This is a genomic window from Methanosphaera sp. ISO3-F5 (genome assembly GCF_034480035.2).
Classification (GTDB): domain Archaea; phylum Methanobacteriota; class Methanobacteria; order Methanobacteriales; family Methanobacteriaceae; genus Methanosphaera.
Genome location: NZ_CP118753.2, coordinates 1,460,380 through 1,474,205, shown reverse-complemented (window position 1 = coordinate 1,474,205; position 13,826 = coordinate 1,460,380). Strand labels below are relative to the sequence as shown.

The window sequence follows — 13,826 nt, the reverse complement described above, 5'->3', positions numbered from 1 at the left end:
GAATGTCTCTTATGGACCCTCTTGCAGATGCTTTAACAAACATCAGAAACAACGAGTTACAAGGTAATGATAGTGCAACTATCAAACCTGCATCCAAACTCATTGGACATGTATTAAGCGTAATGCAAAAGGAAAATTATATAGGAAATTTTGAATTAGTAGATGACGGTAAAGCTGGAATATTCAATGTTGAATTAGCAGGTAACATCAACAAATGTGGTGTTATCAAACCTCGTCACGCTGTAAAAAACGATGAATTCGAAGAATTTGAGAAAAGATACTTACCAGCAAAGAACTTCGGTATTCTTATCGTAACTACACCACAAGGTGTAATGACCCACCACGAAGCTAAAGAAGCTGGAATTGGTGGAAGATTATTAGTTTATGTATATTAGGTGAAAAAATGGTTAAATTAGCAGATATAACAGAGATAATCCCTATTCCTGAAGATGTAACAGTAACAGTAGAAGCAAACAATGATGTTACTGTAAAAGGAAATGGCGGAGAAATTAAGAGAAACTTCAACCATAACAATATTACCGTAACAAAAGATGATGAAAATGTTACAATATTTGTAGCATTCCCAAACAAAAAAGATAAAGCTATGGTAGGAACTATTAAATCACATATTTCAAACATGATTTATGGTGTAAAACATGGTTTTACTTACAAAATGAAAATCGTCTATGCTCACTTTCCAATGACTGTGAAAGTTCAAGGTAAAAAAGTTACAATTGACAACTTCCTAGGGGAAAGAAGTCCACGTGTAGCAAAAATTATTGGTGATGATGTAAAAGTTCAAGTTAAAGGTGACGATGTAACTATCACTGGTGTTAACAAAGAACACGTTGGTCAAACAATGGCTAACATTGAACAAGCTACCAAAATTAAAAGACGGGATCCTCGTATATTCCAAGACGGAATTTACTTAGTAGATAAAAGACAGGAAGAATTAGAATAAGATTTTTAAAGAGGAAGTTATTATGACTAAAAAACCAACTTTCAAAAGACAAGAATATTGGAGATACAAAAAACTTGGTGACAGTTACCGTAGACCTAGAGGTAAACTAAGTAAAAGACGACGATACCAAGCAAGAAAACCTGCAATGGCTAGAGTTGGATACAGATGTCCAAAAGCTACTAGAGGATTACACCCTTCAGGTTTTAAAGATGTATTAGTCGAAAATGTAGAACAAATCAAAGCTTTAAATCCTGAAACGGATGCAGCAAGAATAGCTGCTACAGTAGGAAATAGAAAAAGACAGTTAATTGAAGCATACGCTAAAGAAAACGGGGTAAAACTATTAAATTAAGATTTGTTTTTAGTAATGGTTCAAGGTTGAATACATTATGTAAAAATCTTAATGAAGTTTATTATATTAAGGAGGATTTTCATGAATCTTACCACACAGAAAAAATTAGCTGCAAAAATACTTAAAGTAGGAGTTAACAGAGTATGGATTGATCCAGATCACCTCGAAGAAGTATCCAGGGCAATCACTAGAAATAGTATCAAAGCTTTGATTAATGACGGTGTTATTAAAGCCAAACCTGTTAATGGAATAAGCAGTTACAGAGCAAAAAAGAATGCTGAACAAAAGAAAAAAGGTAGAAGAAGAGGCCATGGTAGTATCAAAGGGGCTAAAAAAGCAAGAACTCCTAAGAAAGAAGCATGGATGAGTACTATTCGTTCTTTAAGAGTTGTACTTAAAGACATGCGTGCTAACGATGAAATCGACAGAACTACATACCGTAAATTATACAATATGGCAAAAGGTGGAGCATTTAGAAGTAAATCATACATGAAAACTTATGCAAAAGACCACGGAATGCTAAAAGAAACGGGGGAATAGATTATGGCACGTGGAGCAACATATAAAGTACAATTCAAAAGAAGAAGAGAAGGAAAAACTAATTATAACAAAAGATATAAATTAGTTGACCTCGACAAAACCAGAATGGTTGTAAGAATCACATCAAACCACACCATAACACAACTAGTTAAAATTGGAGAAAACGGGGATGAAACATTAGTTTCAGCAACATCCAAACAACTAAAAGATTATGGATGGTTAGGAAATGGTAAAAATACATCTGCAGCATACCTAACCGGATACTTATTCGGTAAAAGAGCACTTAATGAAGACTATGATGAAACAATTTTAGACATAGGATTACAACCAGCAATAAAAGGTACAAAAATTTATGCAGTGCTAAAAGGAGCTTTAGATGCAGGATTATACATACCTCACAATGAATCCATCTTACCTGATGACTCAAGAATCAGAGGAGAACATATTGCACAATATGCAGAAAACATGGATGAAGATGAGAAAAACGCAAAATTCGCAAATTACATAAGATGTGGATTATCTCCAGAAGAAATACCAGATCATTTTGAAAGCGTTAAAAATAAAATAGATGAGGCAACACAATGAGCAAAAGATCAAATAGATCAAACAACAAGAATTCTACTAACAAGTTCAATGTTGAAGCATGGGAACCAAAAACAGAACTTGGTAGAAAAGTTAAAGAAGGCGAAATAACTGATATTGATGAAATATTAGACAAAGGTCTTCCTATAATGGAATTAGAAATTGTTGACGCACTATTACCAGATCTTGAAGAAGAAGTTATGGATGTTAACCTTGTTCAAAGAATGCACAAATCTGGTAGAAAAGTTAACTTTAGAGTAATCGTAGCAGTTGGAAACAAAGATGGATACGTAGGATTAGGTCAAGGTAAATCCCAAGAAGTAGGTCCTGCTATCAGAAAAGCTGTTGATGATGCAAAATACAACCTAATTAAAGTACGAAGAGGATGCGGTGACTGGGGTTGCGGTTGCGGTAGAAGACACACAGTACCTTACAAAGTTGAAGGTAAAAGAAGCAGTGTAAAAGTAACACTTATACCAGCACCAGCAGGAGTAAACCTTGCAATAGGAAATGTAGGTAAAACCATCCTTTCATTAGCAGGTATTGCTGATGTATGGAGTATGACCAGTGGTCAAACACAAACTACAATTAACTTTGCAGGAGCAGTATTTGATGCTCTTAAAGCATTATCTAGTGTAAAATCAAGTGAACAAGAACTTAAAGCTCTTGGAGTAATTGATTAAGTGAGGTTTTTATTATGTATGCAGTTATAAGAATTCGTGGAAGAACTGGAATTAGAAAAAACATCGCAGATACACTTGATATGCTTAATCTTACAAGAATAAGTCATGCAGTTGTAATTCCAGAAACACCAAGTTACAAAGGAATGTTACAAAAAGCAAAAGATTACATTACCTGGGGAGAAGTATCTGAAGAAACATTTAAAACTTTAGTTTCTGAAAGAGGAAGACTTTCCGGTAACAGAAGAGTAACAGATGAATATGTTAAAGAAAACACTGAATATGATTCAGTAGAAGCTTTAGCTGTAGCAATATTCAATGGTGAAACCACCCTTAAAGAAAATGGATTAAAACCATTATTCCGTTTAAACCCTCCAAGAAAAGGTTACGAAGGAACAAGACAACCTTTCACAGAAGGAGGATCACTTGGTTACAGATCTGAGAATATTAATGAATTACTTGAAAAAATGATTTAAATTTGTAGGTGTCATGAATGATAAGAAAAACTAAAAAAATCAGAAAACTACGAGGTTCAAGATCTGTTGGTGGAGGATGTACTAAAAAACGTCGAGGTGCAGGACACCGTGGAGGTCGTGGAAACGCAGGTTTAAACAAACACCACAAAACTTGGATGGTTATTAACGATCCTAAACACTTCGGTAAATATGGTTTCACACGTCCTACAAAAACTATTCAACAATTTAAACCTATCAATCTTCTAGATATTGATAACAATCTTGAAAAATATCTAGCAGATAAAATTGCAGTAGAAGAAGATGGACAAATTGTGTTAGATGTAACTGAACTAGGTTACAACAAAGTTTTAGCAAAAGGTTCATTATCCACTTCATTGACAATCAAATCACCTAAATTCTCTAAAGGTGCTATTGAAAAAATCGAAGAAGTAGGCGGAATAGCTGAAATTATATAAAAACAATTATATTAGTGGGTATAATTTGAAGAATTATATCTTTCCATGGGAGTAAATATGTCATCACTAGATTTTCTAAAACCATTTTATTCCCTTTTACCTCAAGTTGCTAATCCAGATAAAAGGCTTGGGTTTAAAGAGAAAATTAAATGGACAGGAATAATATTAGTATTATACTTCATATTAGCAGAAGTATCATTATTTGGTTTAAGTCCGACGGCTGTAGACCAATTCGCTCAGTTAAGATCAGTAATGGCAGGTAGCTTTGGTACTATCCTTACTTTAGGTATTGGTCCAATAGTTACTGCATCAATTGTAATGCAATTATTAGTTGGTGGTAAATTGATTAATTTGGATTTATCATCAGCCGAAGATAAAGCTGCATTCCAAGGAACTCAGAAACTATTAGCTATGCTTTTCACTTTATTTGAGGCAGCAGTACTTGTACTTACAGGTTCTTTACCTCCAATCAGTGGAGACTATACGTTAATACTTATATTACAAATGCTTCTTGGTGGTATATTAATAATTTATATGGATGAAGTTGTAAGTAAATGGGGATTCGGTAGTGGTATTGGATTATTCATTGCCGCAGGTGTAGCTCAAACAATTATTGTTGGTACATTTAATTTCCTACCGACTGCAGCAACTTCAGCTCCTGCAGGAAGAATACCTGCATTTATATATTCATTAATGACTGGACAACCTAATTTCAGTTTATTGATTCCAGTATTATCTACAATTATAGTATTCCTTGTTGTAGTATATGCTGAAAGTATGAGAGTAGAAATTCCATTATCATATGGTGGAGTTAAAGGAGCTAGATCAAAATATCCTTTAAGATTTGTTTACGCTAGTAACATGCCTGTTATATTAGTAAGTGCATTGTTCTTAAATGTACAATTATTTGCAGGTTTGTTCCAATCAGCAGGATTCCCAATCTTAGGAGAAGTATCACAAGGTCAAGCAATTAGTGGTATTGCATATTACTTAAGTACACCTTCAAGTGTATCTGTATTATTCACGGATCCATTGAAAGTTCTTATATATGCAATAGTGTTTATAGCATTATCCATTGGATTTGCTTTACTATGGGTGGAAATAAGTGGTATTGGACCAAAACAAGTTGCTCAACAACTTTCTAATATGGGTGTTCAAGTACCTGGATTCAGAAGTAGTAAAGTTCAATTCCAAAGAATAATGAATAAGTACATCCCAACAATTACCGTCCTCGGTGGTGCATTCGTAGGTTTACTTGCATTTGCAGCAGACCTTACAGGGGCACTCGGAGGAGGTACAGGGGTATTACTTACAGTAGGTGTTGTTTACAGATTATATGAAGAAATCGCTAAAGAACAACTTATGGATGTAAACCCTATGTTAAGAAGATTCTTAGGTGACGAATAATAATTATGGGTAAAAATTATAATATTTTTACTTTATAATTTTTTAATAAACAATAAAAATAATAAATATTGAAGTGATTATAATGAACATAGTAGTACTTGCAGGTATACCTGGAACTGGTAGTACAACAGTACTTAACAAAGTATTAGAAGAAATTGACTATGTCAATATTAATTATGGTAACATAATGTTTGAAATTGCACAAGAAAAAGGATTAGTTGAATCTCGTGACGATATGAGAAAATTAGATCCTGAAATTCAAAAAGAAGTGCAAAAAAAAGCTGCTGAACAAATTCATTTATTAGCACAAAATGATGATGTTATCATCGATACACACTGTACTATTAAAACCCCAAAAGGTTTTTTACCAGGATTACCAATATGGGTATTAGATGAACTAAAACCAACACAGTTTATTTTAATCGAAGCAAAACCTAGTGAAATTATGTACAGAAGAATGAACGATGACACTCGTGTACGTGACATTGAATATACTGATGAAATAGATTTACATCAGAGAATGTCAAGAGCTACAGCAATGAGTTATGCAGTTCAGACTGGTGCAACAGTAGCTATGGTTCAAAATAATGATAATGGATTAGAAAAAGCAGTATCTGAAATAGTGGATATTTTGTCTTAGAGGACTAGATTATGAGTTATTTAGATTTTCTTTTAAATCCATTAATAAGCTTGGATCCAAATCCATCAAATCCGATATTTACAATATTCTTAATTGCAACAATTATTGCATTTATTATTGTAGTATTGCAGAAGTTCTTAATTGACTATGATAAGATGGAGGAACTTCAAGCCGAAACAAAAGAATTACAGAAGGAGATGAGGGCTGCTCAACAATCCGGAGATCCAAAAGCATTAGCTAAAGTGCAGAAAAAACAGATGGATTTAATGCCTAAACAGAAAGACTTAATGGTTATGCAAATGAAACCATCATTCATTACAATTATTCCAATAATGATAATTTATTATGGTATGGTAAGTAACCATGTTTTAAGTAATGTTGTTATTAATATCGCATCATCACAGTTTTATATGCTGTTAATGCCAATATGGAATATATTCTGGACACAGTCTAATCCATTAACCATTAACTTCTTCGGTTGGTACATTCTCTCATCATTTGCTATGAGTTTTGTATTCAGAAGAATTCTTGGATTAAAAACTATGTAATTCTATGATAACAATTTTATAGTTATCAGTTATAAACATAAAATTAGAGAATAAATTATTAAGGTATAAGGGAAAATACATTTAATAATTATAATTAATTGATAGGAGGAAAAGCAATGTCTGCACCTAGATTTAGAACAGGAACATTCAAGAAAAGAGAAAAAAGAGTTCCTGGTGGAAGAAGAGTTGTACACTACAACAAAAAGAAACCTTCTAAACACGTATGTGCTAAATGTGGAAAAGTATTAGATGCAGTTCCACGTGGAAGACCATATGAAATTAGAAAATTATCTAAAAATCAAAGAAGACCAAACAGACCTTACGGTGGAATGTACTGTACAAACTGTACTAAACAATTATTAAAAGAAGAGGCAAGATCATTATGATTATTACTATCGGTGGACTCGCAGGTACTGGAACGTCAACTGCAGCCAAACATTTATCGGAGTATTTAAATATCCCCTACATTTCTGCAGGTGATGTTTTTAGACAGTTAGCTAAAGAACATAACATGTCTGTGTTAGAGTTCAACGAGTTTGCTGAGGGTAATGATGAAATTGATATTGAGCTCGATAAGCGACAAGCAAAGATAGCTAATGAAGCTGATAATTTAATTGTCGAAGGTCGAATTTCAGCATTTTTTGTTAATGCTGATTATCGTATTTGGCTTATGGCTCCGGATAACATTAGAGCAGAACGCATTAGTTACAGAGAAGACAAAAGCCTTGATACGGTTATAAAAGAAATTAAAGAACGTACTGCTAGTGAAAAGAAAAGGTATCAGGAAATTCATGACATAAATATTGATAATTTAGGTATTTATGATATTGTAATTAATACTGGTACTTTTGATGAACAGGCAACGTTAAATATTATAACTAAATGTATTGAATAAAAATAAATAGGTGAAATAAATGCCAGCAATAGAAAAAGGAAGAGTATGTGTTAAAATCGCAGGAAGAGAATCTGGGAAAAAATGTGTTATCGTAGATGTTATTGATGAAAACTTTGTTGAAATCGTTGGAAACGAAGTTAAAAACAAAAGATGTAACATTAAACACTTAGAACCAGTGGATGAAACTGTAGAAGTATCTGATGATATTGAAGCAGTTAAAGAAGCTTTAGCAAACTTATAAGGTTTAAAGCTTTTTTATCACTTACTTATTTTTTAACCACCCTTTAATATTATTTTTTTTTGAGAATCTTTTTTTAACGTTAAATTACATATTATATTATTATAGAATTATTTTTTTATGGTGATTTAATGAAGATTATTGGTATAAATACTAGTCCCCGTGAGGGTAGTAATTCTAGGATTGCTTTGGAAAAAGCTCTTAGTACGGCTGCTCAGAAGGGTGCTGATACTGAATTGTTTGATTTGAATTCTATGAATATCAGGACTTGTCAGGCTGATGATTATTGTGCTAGTAATAATGGTACTTGTTGTCAGGATGATGATTTGCAGCAGATTTATAGTGCTATTAAGGATGCTTATGGTATAATTCTTGGTACTCCTATTTACATGGGTAATGTTTCTAGTCTTGCTAAGATTTTTATTGATAGGTTGTATGCTGTTATGAATGGTGTTGACTTTTATGGTGTCAGTAGTAAGAAGTTTTCTGTGATTGCTAGTCAGGCTGCTGTGGATCCTCCTATGTATGAGTATATTAAGCATAATCTTGAAACTAGTGTTGATGTTATTCGTGGTATGGGTTTTGTTGTTGAGGATGTTGAATTGTTGATTGGTAATGCTAGGGAGAATAGTATTTCTTCTAAAGAGGATCAACTTAATAAGGCTATAATGGTTGGTAACAAAATTGTAAGATAATATTTTACTTACATTTACCTTTTATATTTTTAATACTTTTTTTATTAATTATAATTTTATTCCAGTACCGTTTTTATTTAAATGTTATATATTGTTTTTAACTTAATATTGTAATCAAGTAATGTACATGTATTATTTATTTTTTTAAAAAAATAGTAAAAAGAGGGGGATTAATTATAATTTATTTCCACAGTTTGAACAATAATTCACATAATATGGGTTAGAAAAACCACAATTACTACACTTCTTAATTTCATTAACTGAAGTATCCTTACTATCATTATCAGGCTGATAATCTAATTTACCATTATCAATTTTTTCTCTAACCAATTCTTCATCAGATAAAGTTTCATCATTATTCCCAACTTTCAAATCACTATTGCTTTGAACAATGGCATTATTAGGATAATCATTCCTAGCACCGAAATTATCACGGTATAACAAACCATAACATCTGGACATTACCAGGAAATTGTAACTGTACAACACATAAGTTGAGATAAAAAAACCAATTATAGGAATTAAACCAAGAACTGACCCAATAATTGAAATAACAAGATTAAGCAATATGGAAAATACAATAATTAAAAATATTTTACCAAAACCAATAACCTTAGTCATCTCATAAACAGTTCCAAACTCCAAAGTTTTTTGTAAACTATCCGTTTCAGCTAACCTTCCTAAAGCAACAACCAATACTATTGATAGTAAAATTGAAACAATCAATAATACTGCAGTAATTAAAATAACACCTATAAAAGCATTATCTTTTAAAAGATATAGTAATCCAAACACGATCAACATATAAATAATAACAGGAACAGCAATATAAACTATTGATAAAACTGTTACTTTTAAACCATCAACAAAGTTCTTACCAGGATCTAAATTAGGTAAAATATCCTTACCCATGATGGTTTCACGAATAACCGATAACTGAATACCCATCATAATCACAGTACAAACAATCAACACAACTATAAAAAGTAATGTAGTTAATATAAACGTACTAAATAATGGCGAAGAAAATATCATGTTAGCCGGTAAATCTGATATTTTATCTAATCCAACTGCTTGAATAATTAAGACAAAGAAAAATATTGATAACACCAGATTAGGTAAACCTAACATGAGAAACTTCTTATAATCCGATAGAGGATAATGTAAAGCATCATTAACAATATCATTAGTGTCTATAATATCATTCCTCCTTTAATACCCTATTTATATTTTATAATTATTAAATTATACCTATTAAATGATTAAAGAATAGCATTTTAATAAAAACAGGATAATAAGAAGTAGTAACTGGATTAAACAAAACCATACTATAAGCTTATTTAAAAAATTAAAAATAGATAGTGTCAACACTTGTGGGTATGAATTTCATATTACAATATAGTTACAAAAGTATGAAGTTAAATTTGATGTTATAAATTTGTTTTTTATCGCCCCTTGTGGGCGTGCTTCAAAAAATAAGTGATAATTAGGTTTATATAGTAAAAAGGAGAGATATTATATTATGAAATCCCAAAATACCTCTCCTATTAATAATTATGACGACAAACAATATAAACTTGACGATTATTTTGATGAACTACCTAAGCAATGTAGCCGAAAAGAATATATAGAAGATAAAATTGAAAAATTAAATTCCAATTTAACGGTCTTTAAACTTAATGATACGTATCATTTAAAACAGAAACATGTTTATTGTCCTGAATGTTATTCTAAAGATATAAATGAAAAAGGATATTACTCTAGAGGAATATTATTAATGGATTATGGTCTTGTTGATTGTAAAATTAAACGATACAAATGTAAACATTGTGGAAACGATTTTTCAGCAGATATTTCTTCTATTGTAAAACCTAATTTTACAGTATCAAATGAAGTATTAGACATTGTAGAAACATATTACTCAATTGACTTCACAAGTGTCAGAAAAATCAGAGAATTCTTTGAAAAAGTTCATGGAATTAAGATATCCCATCAAGAAATTCAAGACCTCTTAGTCGATTATCATATTCATTTTAATCCAAATATTAAAGAATATTCAGGATATTATGCATTTGATGCTTTATGGATAAAAATAAAAGAAATCAGTGATAAATACGTGTTTTTATTAGCATTAGTTGATGTGTGTCATGATACTATTGTAGCTTATAAAGTTGTTGAACATGAAACAGAAGAAGAAGTACTAAAATTTCTCAAAGAAGCCACATCAAATCAAGAACGAAAAGCCATTACAACAGACTTAAAACCCGAATACATGTCTCCCATCAATGCTTTAGGATTTAAACATCAATTTTGTAAATTCCATTTTAAACAAAATAACAATAGAATTATCAGAAAATATGTTAAAGATAACAATCTCCCTGAAGAAAAAATAAAAGAATATAAAAAGTTTTTACCAGAATTATATGAAATATATGATGTAAAAACTCAAACAGAAGTAGCAAAAATCGTAAAAAACTTGAAAAAGAAAATAAATTACTTTCCCGAAGTTATTCAATACATAATTAATGAAAAATTAGCACCGTATTTTAAAAACTTAACATATTTCCTTGAAAATGCAAAAATCGAAAGCACAAGCAATATCATAGAAAGAATATTTGAAGATCTTGCTCCAAAGCATGTGAAAAAATGTTATAAAACTATAAAAGGATTTTTATCAAGATTTAACTTAAAATTAAAGCGATGGGATGAGAGAAATGCGATTTACTGAAATGATGTTAAAATACCCACACATCTTGACACCACCTAAAAATAATAACACAACATATTTATTATAGATAATATAAATATTATCTTATGATAGAAGAATATTTTTATGAAAATTATTCTATTAACTTCAAAGAAAATTATAGTACCAAAAATGAAGCGTACTATTTTATATTCAACAATAAAAGAGAATTATACCTATCAAATAATTCAATACCCTATGTAAAAGAAGATAATATAAAAGATTTAAAATTAGAATTTCAATTATACATAGGAAAATATAAACAAAAAGAAGTTATAGTAGCAAATACTAACATAGAAACAGAAGATTTTCATAATTTATTTGAAATATATGATATTAACCATGAAGATTACCAGATGGCCTCAAGAGCAGTACTTGTACGAGACTGGTACATGTCACACAAATACTGTGGACATTGTGGTACAAAAACTATCATAGACAAAAAAGATATGATGTTAATCTGTCCAAAATGCGGACAAATGCATTATCCAAGAATAGCACCTGCAATCATAGTAACAATAAACAACAATGACAAACTACTAATGGCAAAACACAGTTATCATAAAACACATAGTTATTCATTAATAGCAGGATTCGTCGAAGCAGGAGAATCAATAGAAGAAGCTGTACGAAGAGAAGTCAAAGAAGAAGTTGGCATAGAAATAAAAAATATCAGATATGTGAAAAGTCAACCATGGCCTTTCCCAAATTCATTAATGTTAGGATTCACAGCTGACTATGATAGTGGCGAAATAAAAGTAGATGGTGATGAAATATTAGAAGCAAAATGGTTTAAACCAGAAGAAATAGAAATTCCATCATCAACTATAAGTATTTCCTCCTGGTTAATAAATGAATATATAAAGAACCATAAAGGGTGATAATTAATGCGAGAACGAGTAAAATTAATGGTAATTGCAATAGTTGCAATTGCCCTAATAGGCACACTGGTAGCAGTAGCTGCATCATACATAGACTTTAGTAATCTAACAGATTCAGGTAATGTTACATTAGATGTAAATAATAATACTACTCCTGAAAACAATACAAACGGAAGTTTACTTGATAAATTAACATCACCAGTTAAAGATACATTACAACAAGTATCCAATGGTATAACTGGAAGCTCTACACCAAGTACCACACCATCATCAAGTAGTTCATCTAGAAGTTCAAGTAGTGGTTCAAGTAGTTCATCATCTTCAAGTCACTCAGGATCAAGTTCTTCTAGTGGATCAAGTAGTTCCGGTAGTTCAAGTGGTTCAAGTAGTTCTGGTAGTTCAAGTAGTGGTTCTAGTGGATCTGGCAGTTCTAGTGGTTCAAGTAGTTCCGGAAGTTCCAGTGCTTCAAGTCCAGCAATAAGTGCACCAGATGGAGATTATTCCATTAACTAAGTTATCTAATAAGATAACTATTATTCAACTTTTTTTATTATATTTTAATTTTATTTTAGTATTAATCTAGTTTTTTTCCATATTATTAAGTTATTTTAATTTCTTAATGTAATCATCTAAATAAAATTATGAAAAAATAGAAGAAATATGCATCATTACATATTCAAGACAAATATAACTCAAATATTTAAACTTTAAAAATAGAATAAAAATGGGGGATAAATCTAATTTAATATTTTTTAAGCAAATCATACATTTCAGGGATTACACCCTCAAATTTTACCCCATAATCATGCTTTGGATCATCCATGGTGTTCTCAATACATTTTTTAGTGAATTCACCAGCAATTTTAGCCGCAGCCTCAGGAGATTTTCCATTCAAAACAGAACCAACAAAAGTTGATGCAAAAACATCCCCCGTACCAAAAGACATGTGTTCAACCTTATCATTGTATACAAATTTAGTGAAAGATTCATCCTCTTTGTCTAGAATAATCATGCCCATCTTATCTTTCTTATGATTATCTCCTTTAAGTATCACATATCTTTTTGTGAATGAGGATAATTCCCTTGCAATGTCTAACATTTCATCCTTTGTAAAATCGGGTTTCCAAGGTTTATGTAATAAGTAACATGCTTCTGAAGTATTTGGTAGAATAAAATCACCTAGTTTACAAAATTCGCCCATTTTATCTGCAAACTTTTGGTCAAATATGTTATAAAATTCACCATAATCAGCCATTGCCGGATCAATAAATACTTGTCCTCCAGGTTTAAGTCTTGATTCAATAATATTTTTTATATAGTCTAATTGTTTGATTGAACCGATAAATCCTGTGTATATAGCATCAAAGTATATGTCTTCTTTTTCCCAGTGTTTTTGAATAGCAGGTAAATCTTCAGTCAAATCCCTAAAAGTGTAACCTGAAAAACTAGACGTGTGTGTGGATAATATGGCAGAGGGAAGTACTGCTGTTTCTATCCCAAAAGCAGAAATAATTGGTAAAGCTACGGTGATTGAGCATTGTCCATAACAAGAAATATCTTGAATCGTTAAAATTTTAACTCCTTTACTCATTTTATCACTATTATTATTTTTAATTAATTAATATTTATATTTGTTCTCAATTCATTAGAAACACAGACAATAAACTTGTTTCATATTCTAATTTTTGAAATAAAAGATTTTTTAATTGATGTATTATATATAATTTATT

20 protein-coding genes are annotated in these 13,826 nt (G+C 31.0%); 18 read left to right on the top strand and 2 right to left on the bottom strand.

The features are described 5' to 3' along the window. The first annotated feature begins 2 nt into the window (after positions 1-2). From PXD04_RS17980 to PXD04_RS17910, 15 genes are all read left to right on the top strand, one after another. Positions 3-395 (top strand): 30S ribosomal protein S8, encoded by a 393-nt coding sequence (locus PXD04_RS17980; protein WP_323736193.1) that lies wholly within the window; start codon positions 3-5, stop codon positions 393-395. Positions 396-403: 8 nt separating this feature from the next. Next, the gene (locus PXD04_RS17975; RefSeq protein WP_323736192.1) at positions 404-961 is read left to right on the top strand and encodes a 50S ribosomal protein L6; all 558 of its coding nucleotides are present in this window, start codon (positions 404-406) and stop codon (positions 959-961) included. A 22-nt stretch (positions 962-983) separates the two neighbouring features. Next, the gene (locus PXD04_RS17970) at positions 984-1,313 is read left to right on the top strand and encodes a 50S ribosomal protein L32e (protein ID WP_323736191.1); all 330 of its coding nucleotides are present in this window, start codon (positions 984-986) and stop codon (positions 1,311-1,313) included. A gap of 81 nt (positions 1,314-1,394) precedes the next feature. Next, on the top strand, positions 1,395-1,853 hold the full coding sequence (locus PXD04_RS17965) for a 50S ribosomal protein L19e (protein WP_323736190.1): 459 nt from the start codon (positions 1,395-1,397) through the stop codon (positions 1,851-1,853). 3 nt (positions 1,854-1,856) lie between these two features. Beyond that, entirely contained in the window at positions 1,857-2,438 is a 582-nt protein-coding gene (locus PXD04_RS17960) for a 50S ribosomal protein L18 (protein WP_323736189.1), read from the top strand. After that, positions 2,435-3,118 (top strand): 30S ribosomal protein S5, encoded by a 684-nt coding sequence (locus PXD04_RS17955; RefSeq protein WP_323736188.1) that lies wholly within the window; start codon positions 2,435-2,437, stop codon positions 3,116-3,118. The genes PXD04_RS17960 and PXD04_RS17955 overlap by 4 nt, the downstream gene beginning before the upstream one ends. Positions 3,119-3,132: 14 nt before the next feature. After that, positions 3,133-3,591: a 50S ribosomal protein L30 gene (gene rpmD, locus PXD04_RS17950; protein ID WP_323736187.1), complete on the top strand. Its 459-nt coding sequence runs from the start codon at positions 3,133-3,135 to the stop codon at positions 3,589-3,591. Between the two features lie 17 nt (positions 3,592-3,608). Beyond that, positions 3,609-4,046, top strand: coding sequence for an uL15 family ribosomal protein (locus PXD04_RS17945; RefSeq protein WP_323736186.1), 438 nt, complete (start codon positions 3,609-3,611; stop codon positions 4,044-4,046). Between the two features lie 57 nt (positions 4,047-4,103). Then, complete coding sequence (secY, locus tag PXD04_RS17940) at positions 4,104-5,453, top strand: preprotein translocase subunit SecY (protein WP_323736185.1); 1,350 nt, start codon at positions 4,104-4,106, stop codon at positions 5,451-5,453. An 82-nt stretch (positions 5,454-5,535) separates the two neighbouring features. Then, positions 5,536-6,093, top strand: coding sequence for an adenylate kinase (locus PXD04_RS17935; RefSeq protein ID WP_323736184.1), 558 nt, complete (start codon positions 5,536-5,538; stop codon positions 6,091-6,093). Positions 6,094-6,104: 11 nt separating this feature from the next. Next, complete coding sequence (locus PXD04_RS17930; protein WP_323736183.1) at positions 6,105-6,641, top strand: EMC3/TMCO1 family protein; 537 nt, start codon at positions 6,105-6,107, stop codon at positions 6,639-6,641. A 116-nt stretch (positions 6,642-6,757) separates the two neighbouring features. Beyond that, a complete protein-coding gene (locus tag PXD04_RS17925) occupies positions 6,758-7,027 on the top strand; it encodes a 50S ribosomal protein L34e (RefSeq protein WP_323736182.1) in 270 nt (89 codons plus the stop codon). Then, positions 7,024-7,536 carry a (d)CMP kinase gene (cmk, locus tag PXD04_RS17920; protein WP_323736181.1) on the top strand — a complete coding sequence of 171 codons (513 nt, stop codon included), beginning with the start codon at positions 7,024-7,026 and terminating at the stop codon, positions 7,534-7,536. Before PXD04_RS17925 ends, cmk begins: the two co-directional genes overlap by 4 nt. A 19-nt stretch (positions 7,537-7,555) precedes the next feature. Beyond that, positions 7,556-7,777: a 50S ribosomal protein L14e gene (locus PXD04_RS17915; protein ID WP_292475113.1), complete on the top strand. Its 222-nt coding sequence runs from the start codon at positions 7,556-7,558 to the stop codon at positions 7,775-7,777. A gap of 128 nt (positions 7,778-7,905) precedes the next feature. Next, positions 7,906-8,469 (top strand): flavodoxin family protein, encoded by a 564-nt coding sequence (locus PXD04_RS17910; RefSeq protein WP_323736180.1) that lies wholly within the window; start codon positions 7,906-7,908, stop codon positions 8,467-8,469. A gap of 174 nt (positions 8,470-8,643) precedes the next feature. On the opposite strand, the gene PXD04_RS17905 is transcribed toward PXD04_RS17910, so the two are convergent. Then, positions 8,644-9,600, bottom strand: coding sequence for a DUF4013 domain-containing protein (locus PXD04_RS17905; RefSeq protein WP_323736179.1), 957 nt, complete (start codon positions 9,598-9,600; stop codon positions 8,644-8,646). 391 nt (positions 9,601-9,991) lie between these two features. Between PXD04_RS17905 and PXD04_RS17900 the strand changes: the two genes are divergently transcribed. The 3 genes from PXD04_RS17900 (at position 9,992) to PXD04_RS17890 (ending at position 12,609) form a co-directional block, all read left to right on the top strand. After that, positions 9,992-11,197, top strand: coding sequence for a hypothetical protein (locus tag PXD04_RS17900; RefSeq protein ID WP_323736178.1), 1,206 nt, complete (start codon positions 9,992-9,994; stop codon positions 11,195-11,197). Positions 11,198-11,283: 86 nt separating this feature from the next. Next, complete coding sequence (gene nudC, locus PXD04_RS17895; RefSeq protein WP_323736177.1) at positions 11,284-12,096, top strand: NAD(+) diphosphatase; 813 nt, start codon at positions 11,284-11,286, stop codon at positions 12,094-12,096. 6 nt (positions 12,097-12,102) lie between these two features. Then, a complete protein-coding gene (locus PXD04_RS17890) occupies positions 12,103-12,609 on the top strand; it encodes a hypothetical protein (RefSeq protein WP_323736176.1) in 507 nt (168 codons plus the stop codon). 229 nt (positions 12,610-12,838) lie between these two features. On the opposite strand, the gene PXD04_RS17885 is transcribed toward PXD04_RS17890, so the two are convergent. Next, on the bottom strand, positions 12,839-13,687 hold the full coding sequence (locus PXD04_RS17885) for a bifunctional hydroxymethylpyrimidine kinase/phosphomethylpyrimidine kinase (RefSeq protein ID WP_323736175.1): 849 nt from the start codon (positions 13,685-13,687) through the stop codon (positions 12,839-12,841). Between the last annotated feature and the right edge of the window lie 139 nt (positions 13,688-13,826).

Excerpts from the sequence above, each read along its gene's own strand:
- PXD04_RS17980 (WP_323736193.1), top strand. The coding sequence starts at position 3 with ATGTCTCTTATGGACCCTCTTGCAGATGCTTTAACAAACATCAGAAAC.
- PXD04_RS17975 (WP_323736192.1), top strand. The coding sequence starts at position 404 with ATGGTTAAATTAGCAGATATAACAGAGATAATCCCTATTCCTGAAGAT.
- PXD04_RS17970 (WP_323736191.1), top strand. The coding sequence starts at position 984 with ATGACTAAAAAACCAACTTTCAAAAGACAAGAATATTGGAGATACAAA.
- PXD04_RS17965 (WP_323736190.1), top strand. The coding sequence starts at position 1,395 with ATGAATCTTACCACACAGAAAAAATTAGCTGCAAAAATACTTAAAGTA.
- PXD04_RS17960 (WP_323736189.1), top strand. The coding sequence starts at position 1,857 with ATGGCACGTGGAGCAACATATAAAGTACAATTCAAAAGAAGAAGAGAA.
- PXD04_RS17955 (WP_323736188.1), top strand. The coding sequence starts at position 2,435 with ATGAGCAAAAGATCAAATAGATCAAACAACAAGAATTCTACTAACAAG.
- rpmD (WP_323736187.1), top strand. The coding sequence starts at position 3,133 with ATGTATGCAGTTATAAGAATTCGTGGAAGAACTGGAATTAGAAAAAAC.
- PXD04_RS17945 (WP_323736186.1), top strand. The coding sequence starts at position 3,609 with ATGATAAGAAAAACTAAAAAAATCAGAAAACTACGAGGTTCAAGATCT.
- secY (WP_323736185.1), top strand. The coding sequence starts at position 4,104 with ATGTCATCACTAGATTTTCTAAAACCATTTTATTCCCTTTTACCTCAA.
- PXD04_RS17935 (WP_323736184.1), top strand. The coding sequence starts at position 5,536 with ATGAACATAGTAGTACTTGCAGGTATACCTGGAACTGGTAGTACAACA.
- PXD04_RS17930 (WP_323736183.1), top strand. The coding sequence starts at position 6,105 with ATGAGTTATTTAGATTTTCTTTTAAATCCATTAATAAGCTTGGATCCA.
- PXD04_RS17925 (WP_323736182.1), top strand. The coding sequence starts at position 6,758 with ATGTCTGCACCTAGATTTAGAACAGGAACATTCAAGAAAAGAGAAAAA.
- cmk (WP_323736181.1), top strand. The coding sequence starts at position 7,024 with ATGATTATTACTATCGGTGGACTCGCAGGTACTGGAACGTCAACTGCA.
- PXD04_RS17915 (WP_292475113.1), top strand. The coding sequence starts at position 7,556 with ATGCCAGCAATAGAAAAAGGAAGAGTATGTGTTAAAATCGCAGGAAGA.
- PXD04_RS17910 (WP_323736180.1), top strand. The coding sequence starts at position 7,906 with ATGAAGATTATTGGTATAAATACTAGTCCCCGTGAGGGTAGTAATTCT.
- PXD04_RS17905 (WP_323736179.1), bottom strand. The coding sequence starts at position 9,600 with ATGTTAGGTTTACCTAATCTGGTGTTATCAATATTTTTCTTTGTCTTA.
- PXD04_RS17900 (WP_323736178.1), top strand. The coding sequence starts at position 9,992 with ATGAAATCCCAAAATACCTCTCCTATTAATAATTATGACGACAAACAA.
- nudC (WP_323736177.1), top strand. The coding sequence starts at position 11,284 with ATGATAGAAGAATATTTTTATGAAAATTATTCTATTAACTTCAAAGAA.
- PXD04_RS17890 (WP_323736176.1), top strand. The coding sequence starts at position 12,103 with ATGCGAGAACGAGTAAAATTAATGGTAATTGCAATAGTTGCAATTGCC.
- PXD04_RS17885 (WP_323736175.1), bottom strand. The coding sequence starts at position 13,687 with ATGAGTAAAGGAGTTAAAATTTTAACGATTCAAGATATTTCTTGTTAT.